The sequence below is a fragment of the Micromonospora sp. NPDC050495 genome, from assembly GCF_040655175.1.
In the GTDB taxonomy this organism is placed as follows: Bacteria; Actinomycetota; Actinomycetes; order Mycobacteriales; family Micromonosporaceae; genus Micromonospora.
On sequence record NZ_JBFAJK010000006.1, the window covers coordinates 83,899 to 105,794 of the forward strand.

Sequence of the window (21,896 nt, forward strand, 5' to 3'; positions counted from 1 at the left end):
GCGGGGAGAATGGGCGGCATGCAGCCACACCCGAACGTGCAAGCGGTGCAGCGCGCGCTCGACGAGGCGGGCGCGCGGGACGGCTCCGGCGGCGCCAGCCAGGTCCGCCTGCTGCCCGAGGCGGTGCACACCGCCGCCGCGGCGGCCGAGGCGCTCGGCGTCGGCGTCGGCGCCATCGCCAACTCGCTCGTCTTCGACGCCGACGACACGCCGCTGCTGGTGCTCACCTCCGGCGCGCACCGGGTCGACACCGCCGGCCTGGCCGCCGGCCTCGGCGTCACCCACCTGCGCCGGGCCACCCCCGAGTTCGTCAAGCGGCACACCGGGCAGGTGATCGGCGGGGTCGCCCCGGTCGGCCACCCCCGCCCGCTGCGTACCCTCGTAGACACCGCCCTCGACGGGCACGCCGAGGTGTGGGCGGCCGGTGGCGTGCCGCAGGCGGTCTTCCCCACCACGTACGCCGAGCTGCTGCGGATCACCTCCGGCACCCCGACCGAGGTGGCGTGAGCCAGCCCTCCGAGGACCCGCCCGGACTGGTCACGCTGCACGTCTGGCGGATCCCCCGGGCGGCCGTGCCGCGGGCGCTGGCCCGGATGGCGACGCACCCGGCGCGGCTGCGCCGCCGCCCCGGCGTCCGGTTCGCCAAGCTGCTCGGCACCGGGACCGGCACCGGCTTCGGCCCCGGCGACGTCGACCTGACCCGCTGGGCCGCCCTGGTGGTCTGGGACTCCCCCGCCGCCGCGGCCGGCTTCGACGCCTCGCCGGTCGGCCGCTCCTGGGCCCGGATCGCCCGCGCCGCCGTCCGGGTGGAGCTGCGCCCGCTGACCAGCCGGGGCGAGTGGTCCGGCCGGCGACCGTTCGGCGACCCGCCCGGCGGGCGGGCCACCGGGCCGGTGCTGGCGCTGACCCGGGCCCGGCTGCGGGCCCGCCGGGCGGTCACCTTCTGGCGGGCGGTCCCCCCGGTCGCCACCGCCCTGTCCACCGCGCCCGGGCTGCTCGCCCGGTTCGGCGTCGGCGAGGCCCCGCTGGGCTGGCAGGGCACGGTGAGTGTGTGGCGGGACCCGGCGGACCTGGTCGCGTTCGCGTACCGTCACCCGGAGCACCGGGCCGCGATCACCCGCACCCCCACCGAGGGCTGGTACGCCGAGGAGCTGTTCGCGCGCTTCGCGGTGGGCGACGTCGTCGGTGACCGGACGGTGCTCGGATGGGCCGCCGAGGGCGGCCCGGACACGGCGAGAGGACACGCATGAGGTTGGTGCGCTGGACGCCGGACGACCTGGTCCGGCGGCTGGACGACGTGGTGGCCGTCTACGGCGAGGCGATGGGCTACCGGACCGACCTGCTGGAGGCCCGGCGCGGCTACATCGCCACCCACGTCCGCCGCCCCGGCTTCCGCGCCGTCGCCAGCCTCACCACCGAAGGACGCCTGGCCGGCTTCGGGTACGGCTACCTCGGCGCCGCCGGCCAGTGGTGGCACGACCAGGTGCACCGGGCGCTGGACGCGCCGGCCCGGCAGCGCTGGCTGCCCGACTGCTTCGAGGTGGTCGAGCTGCACGTCCGGCCGCCCGCGCAGGGGCACGGCCTCGGCGCCGGGCAGCTGCGGGCGCTGCTCACCATGGCCGAGGGGAGCACCACCCTGCTCTCCACCCCGGAGGCCGACGAGCAGACCTCCCGCGCCTGGCGGCTGTACCGGCGGTTCGGCTTCGTCGACGTCCTGCGCCACTTCCACTTCCCCGGCGACGAGCGGCCCTTCGGGGTGCTCGGCCGGGACCTGCCGCTGCCCCCGCCGGGCTCCGGCGCCGCCCCGGCCGCGTCGTGACCCGACGGCTGCCCTGGGCGCTGCTGGCCGTTCTGGTCCTCACCCAGATCTGCTATCCGCTCACCACCGGCGCCACCCGGGCCGGGCTGACCGTCGCCACGGTCCTGCTCGGATGGCTGCTCTCCGTCGGCCACGCCCTGCTGACCCGGGGTACGCGTACCGCGCTCGCGCTGGTCGCGGTGGCCACCGGCGGCGGGTTCGCGGTCGAGGCGGTCGGGGTGGCCACCGGCGTGCCGTTCGGCAGCTACGACTACTCCGGTGAGCTGGGCCCGAAGCTGGCCGGGGTGCCGCTGATCATCCCGTTGGCCTGGACCTGGATGGCCTGGCCGGCGTGGCTCACCGCGGTCCGGCTGGTCCGCCCGGCCGGCGGCGGCACCGGCTGGCCGGGTCCGGCCCGGCACGCCGCCCGGATCGGGCTGGCCGCGATCGGGCTGGCCGCCTGGGACCTCTTCCTCGACCCGCAGATGGTGGCCGAGGGCTACTGGGTCTGGCGGGACGCCACCCCGGCGCTGCCCGGCCTGCCCGGCGTACCGGTCAGCAACTACCTCGGTTGGCTGCTCTTCGCGCTGCTGGTGGCGGCCGCGCTGCGCCCGCTGGCCGGGCCGGCCGTCGACCGCGCCGGTCGGCCCGCCGCGCCGATGTTCGCGCTCTACCTCTGGACGTACGCCTCCAGCGTGCTGGCACACGCGGTCTTCCTCCGGCTGCCCGCCTCGGCGCTCTGGGGCGCCGCCGGCATGGCGCTGACCGCCGTGCCGCTGGCGGTGGCGCTGCTGCGCGGTCGCCGGGCCGACACCGGCCGTCCGGCGGTGGATCCGGCCCGGCGGGTCGACGCGTCGGCATGACCGCGCTGCTCGTGCTCGCCGGCGCGGTCGCCGTGCTCACCGCGCACACCCTGGTCAACGCCAGCCGCTGGCTGCGCCAGCCGGCCACCGGCCCGGTCGAGGTGACCGAGCCGGTGGCGGTGCTGCTGCCGCTGCGGGACGAGGCCGCGCGGGTGACGCCGTGCCTGCGCGCGCTGCTCGCCCAGCGGGGCGTACCGGAGCTGCGGATCGTGGTGCTCGACGACGGCTCCACCGACGGCACCGCCGACGTGGTGCGCGCGGTGGCCGGCGACGATCCGCGGGTCACCCTGCGCACCGGGGCCGCCCCGCCGCCGGGCTGGCTGGGCAAGCCGCACGCCTGCTGGCAGCTGGCCACCGGCACCGACCCGGCCCGCACCGCGCTGGTCTTCGTCGACGCCGACGTGGTGCTCGGCCCGTACGCGGTCGCGGCGGCGGTGGCCGAGCTGCGCGCGGCGGGCGCGGCGCTGCTGTCGCCGTACCCCCGGATCGTGGTGCGGACGGCGGCCGACCGGCTGGTGCAGCCGCTGTTGCAGTGGTTGTGGCTGACCTTCCTGCCGCTGCTGGCGATGGAACGTTCACGGCGGCCCTCGCTGGCCGCGGCGGGCGGGCAGTTCCTGGTCGTGGACCGGGCCGGCTACCTGCGGGCCGGCGGGCACGCGGCGGTCGCCGACAAGGTGCTGGAGGACATCGAGCTGGCCCGGGCGGTCAAGCGGGCCGGCGGCCGGATCGCGCTGGCGGACGGGTCACGGCTGGCCACCTGCCGGATGTACGACAGCTGGCCGGAGCTGCGCGACGGCTACACCAAGTCGCTGTGGGCCTCGTTCGGGCACCCGGCCGCCGCGGCCGTGGTGGTGACCCTGCTGCTCCTGCTCTACACCGCGCCCCCGCTGCTCGCCGTCGGCCTCGCCTGGACAGCTCCCCGGGTGTCAATGGTCGGGCTCATCGCCTACCTGCTCGGGGTCGCGGGACGGGCGGTCAGCGCCCGGGCCACCGGCGGGCGGGCCTGGCCCGACGCGCTGGCACACCCCGTGTCGGTGGCGGTCCTCGGTTGGCTGACATTTCGGTCGTACCATCTGCGGAAGCGACACCGGCTCACCTGGCGGGGTCGCCCGGTCAGCTAGGGGGACGCGGCATGGCGCGAATCGTGGTCGTCGGTGCCGGTGTGGGCGGGCTGGCCGCCGCCGCCCGGCTGGCCGTCACCGGGCACCAGGTCACCGTCCTCGAGCGGGCCGACACCGTCGGCGGCAAGCTCGGCCGGTACCGGCACGACACGGCCGAGGGCGGGTGGCTGTTCGACACCGGACCGAGCCTGCTCACCCTGCCGCAGGTCTTCCACGACCTGTTCGAGGCGACCGGGGCCAAGCTCGACGAGTACCTCGACCTGGTGCCGCTGGACCCGATCGTCCGGCACGTCTTCCCCGGCGGCGGCCCGGCGCTGGACTCCTGCGCCGAGCCGGCCGAGTTCGCCGCCCGGATCGGCGCGGCCTTCGGGGACCGGGCCGCCGGCGACTGGCAGCGGCTCTGGCAGCGGGCCGCCCGGGTGTGGGCGGCCTCCCAGCGGGACATCCTGGGCCGCACCATCGACTCCCCGCGGGACCTGGCCGCGCTGGCCTGGCGCCTCGGTGACCTGGCCGCCATCGCCCCCGGCCGCACCCTGCGCGGCCTCGGCCGCCGCCAGCTGTCCGACCCGCGGCTGCGGATGCTGCTCGACCGGTACGCCACCTACACCGGCGCCGACCCGCGCCGCGCGCCGGCCGCGCTGGTCGCCGTGCCCTACGCCGAGCTGACGTACGGCGGCTGGTACCTGCGCGGCGGGCTGGGCACCCTGGCCGACGCGCTGCTGTCGCGCTGCCTGGACCTGGGCGTGGTGGTGCAGACCGGCGCCACCGTCACCCGGATCGACGCGGCCGGCGGCCGGGTGCACGGGGTACGCGTCGCCGGGGCGGCCGCCCCGCTCCCCGCCGACGTGGTGGTGGCCAACGTCGACGCGCTCACCCTCTACCGGGACCTGCTGCCCAGCCCGCGCCGGCTGGCCGGGCTCACCGACCGCAGCCTGGCCGGCTTCGTGCTGCTGCTCGGCGTACGCGGCGACTCCGGGCTGGCCCATCACAACGTCTTCTTCCCCCGCGACTACGACGCCGAGTTCGACGCCGTCTTCGGCGACCCGGGGCGCGGGGTGCGGGCCCGGCCGGCCGTGGACCCGACGGTCTTCGTCACCGTGGCCGACGACCCGGCGGTCCGGCCGGACCGGCACGAGGCCTGGTTCGTGCTGGTCAACGCCGCCCGGCACGGCACGGCGGCGGACGCCGTGGACTGGCGGCGCCCCGGCCTGGCCGAGGCGTACGCGGACCGGATCCTCGACGTGCTCGCCGAGCGGGGGGCGGACGTGCGGGACCGACTGGTGTTCCGGGAGATCCGCACCCCGGCCGACCTGGACGCGGCCACCGGCGCGCCGGGCGGGGCGATCTACGGCACCGCCGGCGGGCTGCTCCGCCCGGCCAACCGTGGCCCGGCGGCCGGGCTCTGGCTGGTCGGCGGCTCCACCCACCCCGGCGGCGGCCTCCCCATGGTCACCCTCTCGGCGCAGATCGTCGCCGACGAGATCGGCCCCGCCTGGTAGGGCGGGAACCGTCGGGCGCGGACGTCAGCCGGCGCCGACCAGGACGCCGCGCGGGGCGTCAGCCGGCGCCGACCAGGACGCCCCGCGGGCGTCAGCCGGCGTCGATCAGGGCGCGGCGGACGGCGGAGAGCAGCTGGCCCAGGCCGAAGCCGGCCAGCAGCACCCAGACCGTGGTGGCCATGGTGCTGGTGCCGGCGACCAGGTCGGCGTCGATCAGCCCGGTGAGCCCGGCGACCACCAGCCCGACCAGGGCCACACAGACCCGGGTGGGCCGCTCCCCCACGGTCACCGCGCCGATCTCCCGCATCCCGGCGGAGACCGCCCGGGCCCGCACGTACTCGTGCAGCCAGGACAGGCCGCCGGCCGCGGCGACCAGCGCCCCCGGCGCGCCGAGCAGCCAGAACGCGACCAGCCAGGCCACCTCGCCGAGCCGGTCGGCGACCGAGTCGTAGACGTAGCCGAGCCGGGTGGTCCGGTTGGTGGCCACCGCCACCGCGCCGTCCACGCTGTCCGCCACCGCGGCGAGCAGCACGAACAGCGCCCCCAGGAACGGCCCGTCGCTGACCCGCCCGACCAGCAGCGGTACGCAGAGGCAGAGCAGCACCCCGACCACGGTCACCGGGGTCGGGCCGATCCGCAGCCGGCCCAGCAGATAGCCCAGGTGGTAGGCGAACCGCAGCCAGGCGCGGACCACCGGCGCGGCCACCCGGGGGTCGAAGCCGCCGTGCAGCCGCGCCCACGCGGTCGCGTACTGGTCCCAGTTCAGCTGTGTGCCCACCACGGGTCAACCGTAGAAGGGCGACGCGGGTGTCGTGGGCCGGGTCGTCACACCCGGGCGTCGGCCTGGAGGTGCTGCCACACCTCGCGGGTGGCGGTGGACCGGTTCAAGGTGATGAAGTGGATGCCCGGCACGCCCTCGTCGAGCAGCTTCGCGCACATCTCGCTGGCCTGCTCGATGCCGAGCCGGCGGACCGCCTCCGGGTCGTCGGCGACCCGGGCGAACCGCTCGGCCAGCGCCGGCGGGAACGGCGCGCCGGAGAGCTGCACGGACCGCTCGATGGTGCCCAGCTGGGTCACCGGCATCACGCCGGCCAGGATCGGGGCGTCGCAGCCGGCGGCCGCCACCCGATCCCGCAGCCGCAGGTAGTCGTCGGCGTCGAAGAACATCTGGGTGATCGCGAACTCGGCGCCGGCCCGGCACTTGCGGACGAAGTTCGCCGTGTCGCTGGCCACGTCGGGCGAGCGCGGGTGCTTGTACGGGAAGGCGGCCACCCCGACGCTGAAGTCGCCGGCGTCGCGGATCACCCGGACCAGTTCCTCGGCGTAGCGCACGCCCTCCGGGTGCCTGATCCACTCGCCGCCCGGGTTGCCCGGCGGGTCGCCGCGTACGGCGAGCACGTTGCGGACGCCCACCGAGGCGAGCCGGCCGATGACGTGCCGCAGCTCGGCGACGGAGTGGTCGACCGCGGTCAAATGCGCCATCGGCAGCAGGGTGGTCTCGGTGGCGATCCGCTCGGTCACCGCGACCGTGGTGTCCCGGGTGGAGCCGCCGGCGCCGTAGGTGATCGAGACGAACGAGGGGCGCAGCGACTCCAGCTCGCGGATGGCCTGCCAGAGCAGGCGCTCCCCGGCCGGGGTCTTCGGCGGGAAGAACTCGAAGGAGAAGGTCGGCCGACCGGCACGGATCAACTCCCCGATCGCCGGCTGGGGATTGGGGAGGACCGAGGGAAGACCGAGCGCCACGCCCCGACTCTAGCGGCGTGCGCCCGCCGTACCCAGGAGCTTCCCAGCCCGCGAACACGACCGGGCGGAGCGTCGTACCCCGGGGGTAGAAAAGGTGCCGCGCGGTGGGGCCGGCCGGTGGCCGGCGCCGGGGGCCCGCGCGGGGGTCAGCACGACCGGCGACGCGCCGGCCCGGCACGGTCGGGCCGCCTCCGTCGCCATCCGCGCCGAGGCCCACGGAGGACCGATGATCCCGTTCCCGCCCCCCGATCCGCGCCCGTTCGGGCCGGTCCTGGCCGAGCTGCGGTCCGCGCGCGGCTGGAGTCAGCAGCGGGTCGCCGCCGCGCTCTGCGCCGCCTCCGGCGTGCCGACCCTGACCCGGCACGAAATCTCCCGGTGGGAGCGGCAGCGCCGGCTCCCCGGCGACTTCTGGCTGGGCTGGCTCGCCGTGGTGCTCGGCGTGCCGGGCGAGCTGCTCGCCGGAGCCGCGGCGCGGAGCCGCCGGCTGGGGGTGGTGCCGGCGGCGATCGACCGGTCCGGTTCCCGGATCCGCACCGCCCTGCTCACCCTGGCCCACCGCTGGTCGGCGGACCCGGCCGGGGTCCGCCCCGGCAGCCCGCTCGCCGACCTGGCCCGGCCCCGACCGCCCGCCGGGCCCGGATCCCGGCCGCCGCACCCCGGCGGGCCCCCGTCCGGCCGGGCGGCGCCGGCGGCTTCCGGCGGGCGGTGGCCGGACCCGGCCGGGCTGGCCGAGCTGCGACGCTGGGACGACCTGCTCGGCGGGGCCGACCTGGCCGGGCACGGGGCGCGCCGGCTGCGCCACACCGCCCGCGCCTACCGCGCGGCCGGGCCGGCCGACCGCCGCCGGCTGCTGCCGGCGCTGGCCGAGGCCGCGCAGCTCGCCGGCTGGCTCGCCGCCGACGCCGGGCAGGTCACCGGCGGTCTGCACGGCTACCGGCTGGCGCTGCGGGCGGCGGTGGCCGCCGGGGACCGGGCGTTCGCCGGGCACGTGCTCGGCGCGGCGAGCCACCTGCTGGCCGGCGTCGGCGATCCGGCGGGGGCGCTGGCGCTGGCCCGCTCGGGGTACGCCGGCAGCGGGGCGGTCGCCTCGCCGGGGCTGCGGGCACTGCTGCTGCACCGGGTGGCGTTCGCCGCCGCGCTCGCCGGGCGCTCCCGCGCCGCCCGGCAGGCCCTGGACGCCGCCGCCGGGTGCGGCGGGCCCGAACCCGGCCGGGAGCCACCCTGGCTGTACTGGCTCGACGAGGCCGAACTGGCCGCGCTGACCGGGCGCACCCTGGTCGCGCTGGGCCGGCCCGGGCCCGCGGTGCCGCTGCTCGCGCCGGCCGCCCGGGCGCCCGGCCGGCCCCGCCGCGCGGCCCTGTACGGCGGCTGGCTGGCCCGCGGGCACCTGCAACTCGGCGAGGTGGAGCCGGCCTGCGCGGTGGCCGGGGCGGCGCTGCTCGACGCCGTCCGGTCCGGTTCGCCCCGGGCGGTCGGCCAGCTCACCGAGGTCCGCCGCCGGCTGGCCGGGCAGCACGACGAGCCGGCCGTCCGGCGGTACGCCGACCTGCTCGCCGCCGCCCGGCCGTACCTGCCGGTGGGGGCGGCGGCCGGCGTCGGGGCGTCGGGCCCTGGCCGGCCGCGCCGGGCGGGTCGCACGCCACGCCGACCCGGGGGTACGGCGGGACGGACGGGGACCGGCTAGCGTCGTGGCGTGACCCACGCTGCTCCCGTCTCTCCCGTCGACCGCGCCGGCCTGCGTCAGCGGGTCGAGAAGTCGCTCACCGAGTTCCTGGCCGGCCAGCGCGGCTGGCTGACGACCCTCGACGAGGGTCTGGTGCCGGTCGCCGAGGCGATCGAGGCGTTCGTGCTGGGCGGCGGGAAGCGGCTGCGCCCGGCCTTCGGCTACTGGGGCTACCGGGGCGCCGGCGGGGTCGACTCCGACCAGGTGGTGGCGGCCCTGGCCGCGCTGGAGTTCGTGCAGGCCAGCGCCCTGATCCACGACGATCTGATGGACCGTTCGGACACCCGCCGGGGTGAGCCCGCGGTGCACCGGCGGTTCGCCGCCCAGCACCGGGAGGCCGGCTGGGGCGGCGACCCGGACGGCTTCGGTGACGCCGCCGCGATCCTCCTCGGCGACCTCTGCCTGGTCTGGTCGGACGAGCTGCTGCACTCGGCGGGTCTGGACCCGCGGACGGTGGCCCGGGCGCGGCCGGTCTTCGACGAGATGCGCACCGAGGTGACCGTCGGGCAGTACCTCGACGTGCTGACCCAGGCCACCGGGGACACCTCGCGGGAGCGGGCCGGCAAGGTGGCGCGGTACAAGTCGGCGAAGTACACCGTCGAGCGGCCGCTGCTGCTGGGCGCCGCGCTGGCCGACGCGCCGGCCGAGGTGATCGCCGCCTACTCGGCGTACGGGCTGCCGCTGGGCGAGGCGTTCCAGCTCCGCGACGACGTGCTGGGCGTCTTCGGCGATCCGGAGCGCACCGGCAAGCCGGCCGGCGACGACCTGCGCGAGGGCAAGCGGACCTATCTGGTGGCGGCGGCCCTGGAGACGGTCGACGAGGCCGGCCGGGAGTTGCTGCTCGCCGGGCTCGGCGACCCCGGCCTGGACACTGAGGGCGTGCGCCGGCTACGCGAGCTGATCACGGCGAGCGGCGCCCTGGACCGTACCGAGCAGCGGATCACCGCCCTGACCGAGAACGCCCTGGCCGCCCTCACCACCGTCGACCTGGACACCGAGGCCCGCCAGTCGCTGGTGGACCTGGCCATCGCCGCCACCCGCCGCACCGACTGACCCCCGCCCTCCCCCGTCCCCCGGCGTCGATCATGAGGTTGTCGGCGAAGTCGATCTCCAGAGCGCCAACAACCTCATGATCGACCACGCCGGACGCGGGCCGACCGGGGGACGCGGGCCGGGACGCGGGCCGGGCCGAGCCGGCCGGGCGCGGGCCGGGCCGACCGGGGCGCGGGCCGGGCCGACCGGGGCGCGGGAGCCCAGGGGTGGGGTGGGGCCCGGGGGTCGATCAGGCCGGGGGGTCAGAAGCCGAGCGCTTGGGCGCGGCGTTTCACCTCGCGGGCCTGGTCGCCGCCCAGGGCGGCCGCCGGCGTGCCGCCGGCGAGGGTGGGGTCGGCCAGGTAGAGCCAGCGCAGCGCCTCCTCGTCGTCGTAGCCGGCGTCGGCGAGCAGGTTGAGCACCCCGGGCAGGTGCTTGAGCACGGTGTGGTTGGCCACCAGGTCGGCCGGGATGCGGCGGACGCCGTCGCGGCGTACCGCGATCAGCTCCCGGTCCCGGATCATCTGGTGCACCTTGCTGATCGACACGTCGAGGCGCTCGGCCACGTCCGGCAGGGTCAGCCAGGCGGCCGGGTCGCGGGGCCCCGGCAGGTCGGCGGGTACGGAATCGGTCACCCGACCACCCTGCCACGAGCCCGGCGCGTCCCCGCAGCGGCACCCCGTCGGACCTCCGGGCCGCCCCGCGGGGGCGCGCGTTTTCCCGCCCGGTCGCATCCCGGCTGTAGCATCCTGTTCAACCTTCACCCGATGGACACATAGACTGCCTGCCGATGGACACACAGGTCGCCGACACGTTGCTGGGCTCGCTGATCGACGGGCGCTACCGCATCCGCGGTCGCGTGGCCCGTGGCGGCATGGCGACCGTGTACACCGCCACCGACGAGCGCCTCGAGCGCACCGTGGCGGTCAAAATCATTCACCCGACCCAGGCGCCCGAGACCCGGGCCCGGATGGCCGGCTTCGTGGAGCGGTTCACCGACGAGGCGAAGACCATCGCCCGGCTGACCCACCCCAACGTGGTGGCGGTCTACGACCAGGGCATCCACGCCGGCCTGCCCTATCTCGTGATGGAGTACGTCCGGGGCCGCACCCTGCGCGATGTGCTCACCGAGCGGCGCCGGCTCAACCCGGACGAGGCGCTGGCCATCGCCGAGCAGATGCTCGCCGCGATCGCCGCCGCGCACCGGGCCGGCCTCGTGCACCGCGACGTCAAGCCGGAGAACGTGCTGGTCGCCGAGGCGCCCACCGGGGGCGTCGCCAACCTGGTGGACAGCGTGGTCAAGGTGGCCGACTTCGGGCTGGCCCGGGCGGTCGAGGCCAGCGCCGAGGAGGAGCACGGCAACCAGCTGATGGCCACCGTCGCGTACGTGGCCCCGGAGCTGGTCACCGAGGGCCGGGCCGATCCGCGCACCGACGTCTACTCCGCCGGGATCGTGCTGTTCGAGATGCTCACCGGCCGGGTGCCGTACGACGGCGACCGCCCGGTCGAGGTGGCCTGGCAGCACGTCGACCGGGACGTGCCCGCCCCGTCGACCCTGGTCCCGAGCCTGCCCACGGCCCTCGACGACCTGGTCGGCCGGGCCACCCGGCGGGACCCGGGCGGCCGGCCCACCGACGCCGGCGCGCTGCTGGCCGAGGTGCAGGTGGCCCGGGACGACCTGGGCAACAGCAACTCGCACACCGCGGTGCTGCGCCAGGTGTCCGACGAGACCACCCCGATGGCCCAGCCGACCATGATGGTGGCGGCGGTCCAGCCGGCCCAGCGGCCGGCCTGGGCGCGGCTGCCGGAGGGCGGCGGGCAGCGCCCGCACCGCCGCCGGGCCGCCGAGCAGGAGGGCCTGGGGGCGCGCCTCGCCGAGCTGCGTACCCGCGTGATGGGCTCGCCCCGCGGCCGGCTGGCGGTCGCCGCGGCCGTGGTGGTGCTCGGCCTGGTGGCCGCGGTCGGTGGCTGGTGGTTCGGGGTGGGCCGGTACACGGTCGCCCCGCAGCTGGTCAGCCTGACCAAGACCGAGGCGGAGGCGCAGGCCAACCGGGGTGGCTTCACCCTCCGGTACGCCGAACCCCGCTACGACGAGAAGATCCCGAAGGACAGCGTGCTCGGGCAGCAGCCGGGCTCGGCGGCGCGGATCCTCAAGGGCGGCACGATCACCCTGACCCTGTCCCTGGGCCCGGAGCAACTGCCGGTGCCGGACGTGGTGGGCAAGGAGTTCGAGCTGGCCCAGGCCGAGCTGACCAACGCCAAGCTGGTCGCGGTCAAGGGCCCGTCCCGGTACGACGACGAACTGCCGGCCGGCGTGGTGATGGCCACCACCCCGAAGGTGGGCACGGTGGTCAAGCCGGGCGCGAAGGTGACGCTGATCCTGAGCAAGGGCCGCGCCCCGGTGACCGTGCCCAACCTGATGGGCAAGAGCCTCACCGAGGCCCGCGGGATCCTCGCCCGGCTCGGGCTCAAGCCGGTGGAGACGTACAAGGACTCGGACAAGCCGCGCGACGAGATCCTCGGCCAGAGCCCGACCGACGGCGCCGGGGTGGAAAAGGGCGCCGAGGTCAGGCTGGACGTCAGCAAGGGTCCGCCGCAGGTGGCCGTCCCCCGGGTCGTCGACCTGCCCTGCCAGCAGGCCAAGCAGGTGCTGGAGAGCCAGGGCTTCCCGGTCACCATCCAGCTCAACCCCAACGGGGTGGCCCGCTTCCAGAACCCGCCGGAGGGCACGCCGGTGCCGCCGGGCACCCCGGTCACGGTGACCTGCCTGTGAGCGAGCGGATCAGCCTGCTCGGCGGCGCGGCACCGGACGCCGCCGCCGAGCGGAGCGGGGTGACGGCGCGGCGCCGGGTCGGCTCGCACACCCCCACCTCCGGCGGCCTGGCCCGGGCGGTGCTGCCGTACGCCGACGCGGCCGGCTCCGAGGTGGTGCAGGTCTACGTCTCCAACTCCCGCGGCTGGGCGCTACCGGCGGGCGACCCGGCCCAGGACACCCTGTTCCGCGACGGCTGCGGCGAGCGCGAGCTGCCGGTCTTCATCCACGCCTCGTTGCTGGTCAACCTCGGCTCGCCCACCCCGGCCACCGTCGAGCGGTCGGCGCAGACCCTGGCGCACGCGCTGCGCCGGGGCCGGGCGATCGGCGCCGAGGGCGTGGTCTTCCACGCCGGCAGCGCGGTGGACGCGGGCCACGCCGAGGCAGCCATGCGGCAGGTACGCGAGGCGCTGCTGCCGCTGCTGGACGAGACGGCGGCCGTCGGCGGGCCGATGCTGCTGGTCGAGCCGAGCGCCGGCGGCGGGCGGTCGCTGGCCTCCCGGGTCGAGCACCTGGGCCCCTACCTGGACGCGGTCGACCGGCACCCCATGATGGGCGTCTGCTTCGACACCTGCCACGCCTGGGCGGCCGGGCACGACCTGGCCGCCGAGGGCGGCATGACCGCGGCGCTGGACACCCTGGTCGCCACGGTCGGCGCGGACCGGTTGCGGCTGGTGCACGCGAACGACTCGAAGGACCTGTGCGGCTCGACCCGGGACCGGCACGAGAACATCGGCAAGGGCACCATCGGCGAGCCGGCGTTCGCCGAGCTGATGCGCCACCCGGCCACGGCCGGCGTCCCGGTGCTGGTGGAGACCCCCACGGAGAAGCACGTCGGCCACGCCGCCGACATCGCCACCCTCAAGCGCCTCCACCCCTAACCCCCCGCCCCCTCCCCTCCCCCTCCCCCTCCCGCCCCCGCCACCTCCTGCGTCGATCAAGGAGTTGTGGCGGTGGGCAAAGGGGATATTGCCGGCATCCGAGGCGCCACAACTCCATGATCGCGGGAGCGGGGAGCGGGGGGTGGGAGGCGGGAGGGGTGGTGGTTAGGCGCGGAGGAGGGTGGTGAGGACCTCGGCGGCGCGGTCGACCTCGGCGTCCGACACGTCCAGGTGGGTCACCAGGCGGGCGGTACGCGGGCCGAGCACGGAGATCAGCACGCCCTGCTCCCGGGCCGCGGCAGCCAGGGCCTTCGCGTCCAGCGGGTGCTTGGTCAGGTCGAGCGGGACGATGTTGGTCCGCGCCGCCGTAGCGAGCACGCCGTGCGGGGCGACGGCCTCGGCGAGCCGGGCCGCCTTCGCGTGGTCCTCGGCGAGCCGCTGCACGTGGTGGGCCAGGGCGTACCGGCCGGCGGCGGCGAGCACGCCGACCTGCCGCATCCCGCCGCCCATCCGCTTGCGGATGAACCGGGCCCGGGCGATCCGCTCGGCGCTGCCCACCACCAGGGAGCCGACCGGCGCGCCGAGGCCCTTGGAGAGGCAGACCGACAGGGTGTCGAAGAGCGCGCCGTACTCGGCCAGCGGCACCCCGTCGGCCACGTGCGCGTGCCAGATCCGGGCGCCGTCGCAGTGCAGGGCCAGCTCGTGGTCGTCGGCGACGCGGCGCAGCTCGCGCAGGGTGGACAGCGGGATCACCCCGCCGCCGCCCCGGTTGTGGGTCTGCTCCACGGCGATCGCCCGGGTGGGCACCGCGAAGTAGCCGTCGGGGCGGATCATGCCGGCCACCACGTCCGGGTCGATCTGCGCGCCGACCGCCGGCCAGGTCCGCGAGGAGATGCCGCCGTACACGGCGGCGGCGCCGATCTCGTACGTCACGACGTGCGCGTCGGCGTCGCAGAGCAGCTCGTCGCCGGGGGGGACGAGCAGCTGGAGGGCGATCTGGTTGGCCATCGAGCCGCTCGGGGCGAAGAGCGCGGCCTCGTGCCCGAACAGCGCGGCGACCTCGGCCTCCAGCGCGGTGACGGTCGGGTCCTCGGCGTAGACGTCATCGCCGACCTCGGCGGTCGCCATGGCCTCCCGCATCCCGGCGGTGGGCCGGGTCACGGTGTCCGAACGGAGATCGATCAGGTCAGCCACGTTCACTCCTCGGGTCAGCCACGGAGCATCTCCGCGACCAGGAAGGCCAGCTCCAGCGACTGCTGGGTGTTCAGTCGCGGGTCGCAGGCGGTCTCGTACCGGCCGGGCAGGTCGAGGTCCTCGATGCCCTGGGCGCCGCCGAGGCACTCGGTGACGTCCTCGCCGGTCAGCTCGACGTGCAGGCCGCCCGGGTGGGTCTCCAGGCCGCGGTGCACCTCGAAGTAGCCGAGCACCTCGTCGACGATCCGGTCGAAGTGCCGGGTCTTGTAGCCGTTGGAGGACTCGTGGGTGTTGCCGTGCATCGGGTCGCACTGCCAGACCACCTTGGCGCCGGCCGCGGTGACCTTGGCGACGATCGGGGGCAGCGCGTCGCGGACCCGGTGGTTGCCCATCCGGCTGATCAGGGTCAGCCGGCCGGGGACGTTGTCCGGGTTGAGCTTCTCGCACAGCTCGATGGCCTCGTCCGGGGTGGTGGTCGGGCCGAGCTTCACCCCGATCGGGTTGGCGATCCGGGAGATGTAGTCGATGTGCGCGCCGTCGAGCTGGCGGGTCCGCTCGCCGATCCAGAGGAAGTGCCCGGAGAGGCCGTACGCCCGGTCGCCGGAGATCCGGGTGAGCGCGCGGTCGTACTCCAGGGCGAGGGCCTCGTGCGAGCAGTAGAGGGTGACGGTGCGCAGCGCCTCGTCGTCGGTCATCCCGCAGGCGCGGATGAAGGCGATGGCCCGGTCGATCTCCCGGGCGATCGCCTCGTAGCGCTCGCCGGCCGGTGACTGCTTGACGAAGTCCTTGTTCCAGTCGTGCACCGCGTGCAGGTCGGCCAGCCCGCCGGCCAGGTAGGCGCGGAGCATGTTCATGGCGGCGGCCGAGTTGGCGTACGCCCGGATCATGCGCTGCGGGTCGGCGATCCGCGCCTCCGGCGTGGTCTCCAACGAGTTGATCATGTCGCCGCGGTAGGCCGGGAGGCCGCGCGCGTCGGTCGGCAGCGACCGGGGCTTGGTGTACTGGCCGGCGACCCGGGCCACCTTGACCACCGGCAGGGACGCGCCGTAGGTCAGCACGATGGCCATCTGGAGCAGGGTGCGGGCGTTGGCCAGCAGGTGGCTCTCGGTGTTGTCGACGAAGGTCTCCGCGCAGTCGCCGCCCTGGAGCAGGAACGCCTTGCCCTCGCAGACCAGCGCGAGCCGCTGCCGGAGCTGGTCGACCTCGTACGGGGCGACCACCGAGGGCACCGTGTCGAGCACCTTGCAGACCTGGGCGACCTGGGCCGGGTCCGGCCAGGGCGGGGTCTGCGCGCGGGGCAGGTCCCGCCAGCGGTCCAGGCCGAGGGCCGCGTCCTCGGCGGAGTCGGCCGTCGGACGACTGGTCTGCAGGCTGGGGCTGCCCACCGCGGGATGACTCAGCTGGTGCCACTCATGGCGCATGACCCAAAGCGTACGGCGACCGCCGGGGCGGCCCGTCGGCGAGGGGGACGGTTCCGGCCTCTGGGAGGGCACCGCCACACCGGCGGAGCGCCGCTGGTCACGCCGGGTGGCCGGTCACGGGGTGACGGCCGGCTCCGGGCTGTTCCCGCCGGGCGCCTCGCCGGTGATGCACCAGTCGGCGCCGCTGCGGGTGACCGTGAACAGCAGCGCCCGGGTGGCCTTGCGGGACCCGACGGCGACCGTGACGGCCGTGCTGACCTCCTGGCCGTGCGGGCCGGAGCGGACGTCGGTGATGGTGGCCTGCGGGACGGTGAAGTGATCGGCGAAGTCGCCGTTGGGGCCGGTGGCGTCGGCGTCGAAGCGGGCCTGCAACGGCGCGCAGAGCTGGCTGCGTCCGGCGTCGGCGTCCTTGGCGGCCATCGCGTCGAGGTACGCCTGCACCCGCTCCCGGCTCTTGGCCGCCGCCTCGTCGGCGGGCGCGCGGTTCGCCTCGGTGGCCGGGCCGCCGGCGGTGTCGTCGCCGCCGAGGCCGCAGCCGGCCAGGGTGAGCGGCAGCAGGGCGAGCAGGGTGACGCCCGTCACCGTTGCCCGGTGCGTCTGGCCCATCGCGGTCCCTCCCCCTCGACGTACGGCGGCGCGGCACGCCGGACGGCGAGTCTGCCACATGGGCCGTCCGGTGCCCACCCATCCTCGCCCGGCCCGGCCCGGGTGGGCCAGCGCGGCACGCGCGGCACGACACCCCGATCGGCGCGGAACACGCGGGCGGGGAGGGGCCGGTGCGTGGCCCCTCCCCGCCGGGTGGGTGGTGCGTCGGCGCTCGGCGTCAGCCGAGCCCGCCCTTGATGGCGCCGATCAGCTCACCGTTGCTGGTGTCACCGGAGAGCTCCCAGAAGAAGGCGCCACCGAGGCCCTGGTTCCTGGCGTAGGTCATCTTGCCGCCGATGGTGGCCGGCGTGTCGTAGCCCCACCAGTTCGAGCCGCACTTGGCATACGCCGTGCCGCCGATGGTTCCGGTGGTCGGGCAGCTGTTCTTGAGCACCTTGTAGTCCTCGATGCCCTGCTCGTAGGTGCCCGGCGCCGGGCCGGTGGCGGTGCCGCCGGGGGCGGTCTGGGTCACCCCGGTCCAGCCCCGGCCGTAGAAGCCGATGCCGAGCAGCAGCTTGTCCGAGGGGATGCCCTTGGACTTGAGCTTCTGGATCGCCGCGTCCGACCAGAAGCCCTGCTGCGGGATGCCGGTGTACGAGGTGAGCGGCGAGTGCGGCGCGGTCGGCCCCTGGGCGTTGAAGGCGCCGAAGTAGTCGTACGTCATCGGCATCAGCCAGTTGAGGTACGGCGCGGCGCCGGCGTAGTCGGTCGCGTCGATCTTGCCGCCGTTGCTGCCGTCGGCGGTGATCGCCGCGGTGACCAGGGCGCTGGAGCCGAACCTGCTGCGCAGCGCGCTCACCACGTTCTTGAAGGCGTTCGGGCCGCTGCTGTCGCACTGCAGGCCGCAGGCGTTCGGGTACTCCCAGTCGACGTCGATGCCGTCGAAGACGTCCGCCCAGCGCGGGTCCTCGACCAGGGAGTAGCAGGAGTCGGCGAACGCGGCCGGGTTCTGCGCGGCCTGGGTGAAGCCGCCCGACCAGGTCCAGCCACCGAAGGACCAGATCACCTTCAGGTTCGGGTACATCTTCTTCAGCTTGCGCAGCTGGTTGAAGCTGCCGCGCAGCGGCTGGTCCCAGGTGTCGGCGACGCCGTCGACGCTGTCCGCCGCGGTGTACGCCTTGTCGTAGTCGGCGTAGCTGTCGCCGATGCTGCACCGGCCGCCGGTGGTGTTGCCGAAGGCGTACAGGATGTGGGTGAGCTTGGCGGCGGACCCGCTGGTGTGGATGTTCTTCACGTGGTAGTTGCGGGCGTAGACGCCCCACTCGGCGAAGTAGCCGACCACCTTCTTGCCCCCGGTCGAGGGCGGCGGCGTGGTGGGCGGGGCGGTGGTCGGCGGGGCCGTGGTCGGCGGGGCGGTGGTGGGCGGCGCGGTGGTCGGGGCGGCCGTGGTGGGCGCGGCCGTGGTGGTCGGAGTGCCGCCGCCGGAGCAGGACGCCCCGTTGACGGTGCAGGTCACCGGCGCCTTGTACGCCCCGGTGCCGTTGTAGCCCCAGCTGAAGCTGGCGCCGGGGGCGAGCGGACCGGCCCAGCTCTTCTTCACCGCGACGTAGTGGCTGCCGCTGCTGGTGACGTCGGCGTCCCAGAAGCTGCTGATCGTGGTGCCGGCGGGCAGGTCGAACTCGATGCGCCAGGTGGCGACGCTGGCGCTGGTGCCGTTGGTGATGGTCACCTTCGTCTCGTGACCGGTCCCCCAGTCCTGCACCTTGGTGAAGGTGGCGGTCACGCTGCCCGCCGCGGAGGCGGTCGCCAACGGCGCACCCGCGGCCACCAGCGCGACCACGGCGCCGGTGGCCCACAGGGCCCGGCGGAGCGATCTCTTCATACGGCGTCTCCCTTATTAGTTAGGAAACTTTCCTTATTGAATGCTGAGACGCTACTCACGCCGTCATCACTTCGTCAAGATGTAGATGCTTCGATCCCTCGCGCCGCCGCCGGGCCGGCCCGGCGGGTGCGCGTAGCCTCGGCGCATGAGCGTTTTCGACGTGAAGATCGATGCCCTGGGCGGGGGCCCGGCCGACCTCGCGCGCTACCGGGGCCGCGCCCTGCTGGTGGTCAACGTGGCCTCCCGGTGCGGGCTGACCCCGCAGTACGCCGGACTGCAGGCCCTCGCCGACACCTACGCCGAGCGGGGACTGACCGTGCTCGGGGTGCCGTGCAACCAGTTCGCCGGCCAGGAGCCGGGCACGGCGGCCGAGATCGAGGAGTTCTGCCAGGTCAACTACGGGGTCACCTTCCCGCTGACGGAGAAGGTCGACGTCAACGGGCCGGACCGCCACCCGCTCTACGCCGAACTGGTGTCCACCCCGGACGCCGAGGGACACACCGGGGACATCCGGTGGAACTTCGAGAAGTTCCTGGTGGCGCCGGACGGCAGCGTGGCGGACCGGTTCGCCCCGCAGGTCACCCCGGACTCCCCCGAGCTGCGCGCGGCGATCGAGAAGGTGCTGCCCGGCTGAGTCCTCCCACCGGCGAGTGCAGCCTGGCCAGCGGCGACCGGGCCGGCCGGGTGTCAGCCCCACGCCGAGATGGTGACCTGGGCCGAGAAGATCCCCACGGGGTGCGGGCCCGGGACGCGGTCGCGCCCCGGGCCCGCCGGTCACCGGTCCGCGCGGGCGACGCGGACCGGTGACCGGATCAGCCCGCCGCGGAGCGGAAGACCGGGTAGTAGCCGCCGGACTGGCCCGCCGCCGTCGGGTGGTACGAGACGGTGAGGTTGAGGTAGTTCAACGCGTGCAGCCACTTCTCCCCGTAGCTGCACAACTGGTGACCGATGAAGATCGAGCGCACGTCGGCGAACGTGAAGCCGGCCGCGCTGGCCGCCGACCGGGTGATGTCGTCGACCAGGTTGATGCCCTCGTTGATCTTCGCGCGGGAGGTCGCGCTGAGCCCGACGCAGACCGTGCCGAGCTGGTAGAAGACCGGGTAGCCGACGACCACCACCCGGGCCGAGGGCGACCGGCTCCGGATGCCGTTGTAGACGTTGGCGAGCTTGCCCGGCAGCTCGGTCCGAGCCTTGTTCTCGGCCGCCTGCACGGCCGACACGCACTGGCTCTCCCCCTGCAGCACGCAGGTGCTCATGATGCTGGAGAAGCCGACGTCGTTGCCACCCACCGTCACGCTGACCAACGTGGTGGTCGAGGAGAGCGCGGCGAGCTGACTGTTGATGACGGTGGCCGTGGTGGCGCCCGAGCAGGCCACCGAGCGGTACGAGGCGGGCTTGATGTTGGTGTTGTAGAGCGCGGGATACGCGTTGGTGCTGCGCATGCAGGACCCGCTCTCGGAGGTGTAGCTGTCGGCGCCGACGCCCGAGGCGTACGAGTCGCCGAGCGCGACGTACCGGTCGGTAGCGGCGGCCTGCGCCGGGGCGGCCAGCGTCAGGACGGCCCCGAGGGACGAGGCCAGGGTCAGGGCGAGGGTGGCAAGACGGGATCTCCGCACGTCGCACTCCTGGGGGGTGGAGGAAGTGGTGGTGCGAGATAGATATCAATAAGATCGGGAGCTGGGGAAGATCATTGATTCGCGGAGGATGCCGATAGATACTAATGGATACAAACCTCTGCCGGCTCGCAGCTACGCGGTGAAGGATTCCGCCACTACTGTCCGTTACTGATCGCCCGTCCTTCGTGCGCGGTCCCCCGCCGGCGGACGCCGCTTCGCGGCATGTCGGCGTCTCACGCGCGCCGGACGCCCCAGTTCGCGGCATCTCGGGGTCTCACGAACGCCGACACCCCAGTTCGCGGCAGGTCGGGGTGTCACGCACGGCAGACGCCCCACTCGCGGCATGTCGGGGTGTCACCCGCGGCAGACACCACGGGTCGCGGCAAGTCGGGGTGTCACGCACAGCCGAAGCCACAGTCCACGGCAAGTCGGCGTCTCACCCGCAGCCGAGACCACAAGTCGGCGTCTCACCCGCAGCCGAAGCCACGGTCCACGGCAAGTCGGCGTGTCACGCGCAGCCGCCGCCCCACTCGCGGCATGTCGGGGTCTCGCCCGCGGCAGACACCACCGGTCGCGGCAATTCGGGGTGTCACGCGCAGCCGAAGCCACCGTCCACGGCAAGTCGGGGTGTCACGCACGGCGGACCACGACTCCCGGCGCGTCCCGGTGGGTCAGGCCCGGTCGGCCGGGGCGGTGAGCCGCATCGTCGGCTCGGCGGTCTCCCGGAAGCCGAGCGAGCGGTAGAGCGGCCGCCCTGCCTCCGACGCCCGCAGGTCGATCTTGCGCACGCCCCGTTCCCGGAACCAGTTCAGCAGGGCGGTCATGCAGGCCCGGGAGTGGCCGCGCCGGCGGTGGGCGGGATCGGTGCTGACGTTGAAGACGTACCCGCAGAGGCCGCTCGGGTTGGCTGGTCCGCCGAGCCGGCGCTCGATCGTGCCCACGGCGCAGGCCGCCAGCCCACCCGCCGGCGCGTCGACGACGAACGCGGCCAGCCACGGTTCCGGCCCGGCCAGCCAGTCTCGCAGGTTGTCCCGGGTCAGGTCCTGCCATGGACCCGGCTCCGGGTCCGAGCCGGCCATCGCGGCGAGCATCAGCCCGCGCAGGCGAACCAGTTCCGTGGCGTCCTCAGGGGTGGCCCGGCGAGCGTCGACCATGGACCGCACGATAGCCACCGGCCGCGCCACGCCCACGAGGCGGGCGGGGCAGCAGGCAGAGCGGGCGCGCCACGCCCACGGAGCAGGCGGCACGGCAGGCAGAGCGGGCGACGCCGCGCCACGCCCACGGAGCGGGCGGGACGGCAGGCGGCACGGCAGATCAAGACCGAGCGACCGCCGCGTCACGCCCACGGAGCGGACGGGACGGCAGGTCAGATTGGGCGGCGGCCGGCGAAGCCACACTCGGCGCGGTGGTACCAGCGGACGTCCTCGTCCCCCTCCAGCCAGCACCAGAGCACCGCCCGGCCGGCCCGCTCGCCGGGGAAGTCCAGCAGCAGCGGCGCGATCCCCTTGACCTGGATGCCGTGCTGGTGCAGCTCCTCCAGCACCGCGTGCAGCCGCGCCTCGATCGCCTTCACCTCGGCCCGGCCGCCGAGCACGCTGACCCCGTGGTCGGCGAGGTCGGCGCGGAGTTCGGCGAGGTCGGCGCGGAGCCGGATCAGCTCCTCGACGCGCGGCCGCAGGGTGGCCACCAGGTGTCGCGCCTGGGCGAGTGTGAACACCGCGCCAGT

General features: G+C 75.3%; 21 protein-coding genes. 11 read left to right on the forward strand and 10 right to left on the reverse strand.

What is annotated here, in order from left to right; genetic code table 11:
* Positions 1-18: 18 nt before the first annotated feature.
* Genes AB0I11_RS09640 through crtI form a run of 6 tightly spaced genes read left to right on the forward strand, consistent with a single transcriptional unit; the run spans position 19 to position 5,281 of the window.
* Positions 19-507 (forward strand): YbaK/EbsC family protein, encoded by a 489-nt coding sequence (locus tag AB0I11_RS09640; protein WP_357316156.1) that lies wholly within the window; start codon positions 19-21, stop codon positions 505-507.
* Positions 504-1,250: a monooxygenase gene (locus AB0I11_RS09645; RefSeq protein WP_357316159.1), complete on the forward strand. Its 747-nt coding sequence runs from the start codon at positions 504-506 to the stop codon at positions 1,248-1,250. The genes AB0I11_RS09640 and AB0I11_RS09645 overlap by 4 nt, the downstream gene beginning before the upstream one ends.
* Complete coding sequence (locus AB0I11_RS09650) at positions 1,247-1,819, forward strand: GNAT family N-acetyltransferase (RefSeq protein WP_357316163.1); 573 nt, start codon at positions 1,247-1,249, stop codon at positions 1,817-1,819. Before AB0I11_RS09645 ends, AB0I11_RS09650 begins: the two co-directional genes overlap by 4 nt.
* A complete protein-coding gene (locus AB0I11_RS09655) occupies positions 1,816-2,661 on the forward strand; it encodes a carotenoid biosynthesis protein (protein WP_357316166.1) in 846 nt (281 codons plus the stop codon). The genes AB0I11_RS09650 and AB0I11_RS09655 overlap by 4 nt, the downstream gene beginning before the upstream one ends.
* Positions 2,658-3,782, forward strand: coding sequence for a glycosyltransferase family 2 protein (locus AB0I11_RS09660; RefSeq protein ID WP_357316169.1), 1,125 nt, complete (start codon positions 2,658-2,660; stop codon positions 3,780-3,782). The genes AB0I11_RS09655 and AB0I11_RS09660 overlap by 4 nt, the downstream gene beginning before the upstream one ends.
* 11 nt (positions 3,783-3,793) lie before the next feature.
* Positions 3,794-5,281: a phytoene desaturase family protein gene (gene crtI, locus AB0I11_RS09665; protein WP_357316171.1), complete on the forward strand. Its 1,488-nt coding sequence runs from the start codon at positions 3,794-3,796 to the stop codon at positions 5,279-5,281.
* Positions 5,282-5,372: 91 nt separating this feature from the next.
* Here the strand turns inward: crtI and AB0I11_RS09670 are convergent, their stop codons facing one another.
* Together AB0I11_RS09670 and metF are read right to left on the reverse strand one after the other, a co-directional pair.
* A complete protein-coding gene (locus tag AB0I11_RS09670) occupies positions 5,373-6,062 on the reverse strand; it encodes a CDP-alcohol phosphatidyltransferase family protein (RefSeq protein ID WP_357316175.1) in 690 nt (229 codons plus the stop codon).
* Positions 6,063-6,106: 44 nt separating this feature from the next.
* Complete coding sequence (metF, locus tag AB0I11_RS09675; protein ID WP_357316178.1) at positions 6,107-7,024, reverse strand: methylenetetrahydrofolate reductase [NAD(P)H]; 918 nt, start codon at positions 7,022-7,024, stop codon at positions 6,107-6,109.
* Positions 7,025-7,250: 226 nt separating this feature from the next.
* On the opposite strand from metF, the gene AB0I11_RS09680 reads away from it, so the two are divergent.
* Positions 7,251-8,708 carry a helix-turn-helix transcriptional regulator gene (locus AB0I11_RS09680; RefSeq protein ID WP_357316181.1) on the forward strand — a complete coding sequence of 486 codons (1,458 nt, stop codon included), beginning with the start codon at positions 7,251-7,253 and terminating at the stop codon, positions 8,706-8,708.
* A 9-nt stretch (positions 8,709-8,717) separates the two neighbouring features.
* Complete coding sequence (locus tag AB0I11_RS09685; protein ID WP_357316185.1) at positions 8,718-9,800, forward strand: polyprenyl synthetase family protein; 1,083 nt, start codon at positions 8,718-8,720, stop codon at positions 9,798-9,800.
* A gap of 242 nt (positions 9,801-10,042) precedes the next feature.
* On the opposite strand, the gene AB0I11_RS09690 is transcribed toward AB0I11_RS09685, so the two are convergent.
* Positions 10,043-10,414: an Rv2175c family DNA-binding protein gene (locus tag AB0I11_RS09690; RefSeq protein WP_357316188.1), complete on the reverse strand. Its 372-nt coding sequence runs from the start codon at positions 10,412-10,414 to the stop codon at positions 10,043-10,045.
* Positions 10,415-10,569: 155 nt separating this feature from the next.
* On the opposite strand from AB0I11_RS09690, the gene pknB reads away from it, so the two are divergent.
* Together pknB and AB0I11_RS09700 are read left to right on the forward strand one after the other, a co-directional pair.
* Positions 10,570-12,552: a Stk1 family PASTA domain-containing Ser/Thr kinase gene (pknB, locus tag AB0I11_RS09695; RefSeq protein WP_357316191.1), complete on the forward strand. Its 1,983-nt coding sequence runs from the start codon at positions 10,570-10,572 to the stop codon at positions 12,550-12,552.
* Positions 12,553-12,611: 59 nt separating this feature from the next.
* On the forward strand, positions 12,612-13,472 hold the full coding sequence (locus AB0I11_RS09700; RefSeq protein WP_357316583.1) for a deoxyribonuclease IV: 861 nt from the start codon (positions 12,612-12,614) through the stop codon (positions 13,470-13,472).
* Between the two features lie 165 nt (positions 13,473-13,637).
* Here the strand turns inward: AB0I11_RS09700 and AB0I11_RS09705 are convergent, their stop codons facing one another.
* From AB0I11_RS09705 to AB0I11_RS09720, 4 genes are all read right to left on the reverse strand, one after another.
* Positions 13,638-14,657 (reverse strand): GntG family PLP-dependent aldolase, encoded by a 1,020-nt coding sequence (locus tag AB0I11_RS09705; protein WP_357316587.1) that lies wholly within the window; start codon positions 14,655-14,657, stop codon positions 13,638-13,640.
* A gap of 23 nt (positions 14,658-14,680) precedes the next feature.
* Positions 14,681-16,087, reverse strand: coding sequence for a class II 3-deoxy-7-phosphoheptulonate synthase (locus tag AB0I11_RS09710; protein ID WP_357316194.1), 1,407 nt, complete (start codon positions 16,085-16,087; stop codon positions 14,681-14,683).
* Positions 16,088-16,201: 114 nt separating this feature from the next.
* A complete protein-coding gene (locus AB0I11_RS09715; RefSeq protein WP_357316197.1) occupies positions 16,202-16,693 on the reverse strand; it encodes a hypothetical protein in 492 nt (163 codons plus the stop codon).
* A gap of 217 nt (positions 16,694-16,910) precedes the next feature.
* A complete protein-coding gene (locus tag AB0I11_RS09720; protein WP_357316202.1) occupies positions 16,911-18,554 on the reverse strand; it encodes a glycosyl hydrolase family 18 protein in 1,644 nt (547 codons plus the stop codon).
* Positions 18,555-18,699: 145 nt separating this feature from the next.
* Here AB0I11_RS09720 and AB0I11_RS09725 point away from each other — a divergent pair, with 145 nt between their 5' ends.
* Complete coding sequence (locus AB0I11_RS09725; RefSeq protein WP_357316205.1) at positions 18,700-19,188, forward strand: glutathione peroxidase; 489 nt, start codon at positions 18,700-18,702, stop codon at positions 19,186-19,188.
* Positions 19,189-19,366: 178 nt separating this feature from the next.
* On the opposite strand, the gene AB0I11_RS09730 is transcribed toward AB0I11_RS09725, so the two are convergent.
* From AB0I11_RS09730 to AB0I11_RS09740, 3 genes are all read right to left on the reverse strand, one after another.
* Positions 19,367-20,170, reverse strand: coding sequence for an SGNH/GDSL hydrolase family protein (locus AB0I11_RS09730; protein WP_357316208.1), 804 nt, complete (start codon positions 20,168-20,170; stop codon positions 19,367-19,369).
* 671 nt (positions 20,171-20,841) lie between these two features.
* Positions 20,842-21,324 (reverse strand): GNAT family N-acetyltransferase, encoded by a 483-nt coding sequence (locus tag AB0I11_RS09735; RefSeq protein WP_357316212.1) that lies wholly within the window; start codon positions 21,322-21,324, stop codon positions 20,842-20,844.
* A 212-nt stretch (positions 21,325-21,536) separates the two neighbouring features.
* Positions 21,537-21,887 carry a DUF2203 domain-containing protein gene (locus AB0I11_RS09740; RefSeq protein WP_357316215.1) on the reverse strand — a complete coding sequence of 117 codons (351 nt, stop codon included), beginning with the start codon at positions 21,885-21,887 and terminating at the stop codon, positions 21,537-21,539.
* Positions 21,888-21,896: the final 9 nt, after the last annotated feature.

Bases quoted from the DNA above. Each gene is read 5' to 3' on its own strand.
- AB0I11_RS09640 (WP_357316156.1), top strand. From the start codon at position 19: ATGCAGCCACACCCGAACGTGCAAGCGGTGCAGCGCGCGCTCGACGAG.
- AB0I11_RS09650 (WP_357316163.1), top strand. From the start codon at position 1,247: ATGAGGTTGGTGCGCTGGACGCCGGACGACCTGGTCCGGCGGCTGGAC.
- AB0I11_RS09660 (WP_357316169.1), top strand. From the start codon at position 2,658: ATGACCGCGCTGCTCGTGCTCGCCGGCGCGGTCGCCGTGCTCACCGCG.
- crtI (WP_357316171.1), top strand. From the start codon at position 3,794: ATGGCGCGAATCGTGGTCGTCGGTGCCGGTGTGGGCGGGCTGGCCGCC.
- AB0I11_RS09680 (WP_357316181.1), top strand. From the start codon at position 7,251: ATGATCCCGTTCCCGCCCCCCGATCCGCGCCCGTTCGGGCCGGTCCTG.
- pknB (WP_357316191.1), top strand. From the start codon at position 10,570: ATGGACACACAGGTCGCCGACACGTTGCTGGGCTCGCTGATCGACGGG.
- AB0I11_RS09710 (WP_357316194.1), bottom strand. From the start codon at position 16,087: ATGCGCCATGAGTGGCACCAGCTGAGTCATCCCGCGGTGGGCAGCCCC.
- AB0I11_RS09715 (WP_357316197.1), bottom strand. From the start codon at position 16,693: ATGGGCCAGACGCACCGGGCAACGGTGACGGGCGTCACCCTGCTCGCC.
- AB0I11_RS09720 (WP_357316202.1), bottom strand. From the start codon at position 18,554: ATGAAGAGATCGCTCCGCCGGGCCCTGTGGGCCACCGGCGCCGTGGTC.
- AB0I11_RS09725 (WP_357316205.1), top strand. From the start codon at position 18,700: ATGAGCGTTTTCGACGTGAAGATCGATGCCCTGGGCGGGGGCCCGGCC.
- AB0I11_RS09735 (WP_357316212.1), bottom strand. From the start codon at position 21,324: ATGGTCGACGCTCGCCGGGCCACCCCTGAGGACGCCACGGAACTGGTT.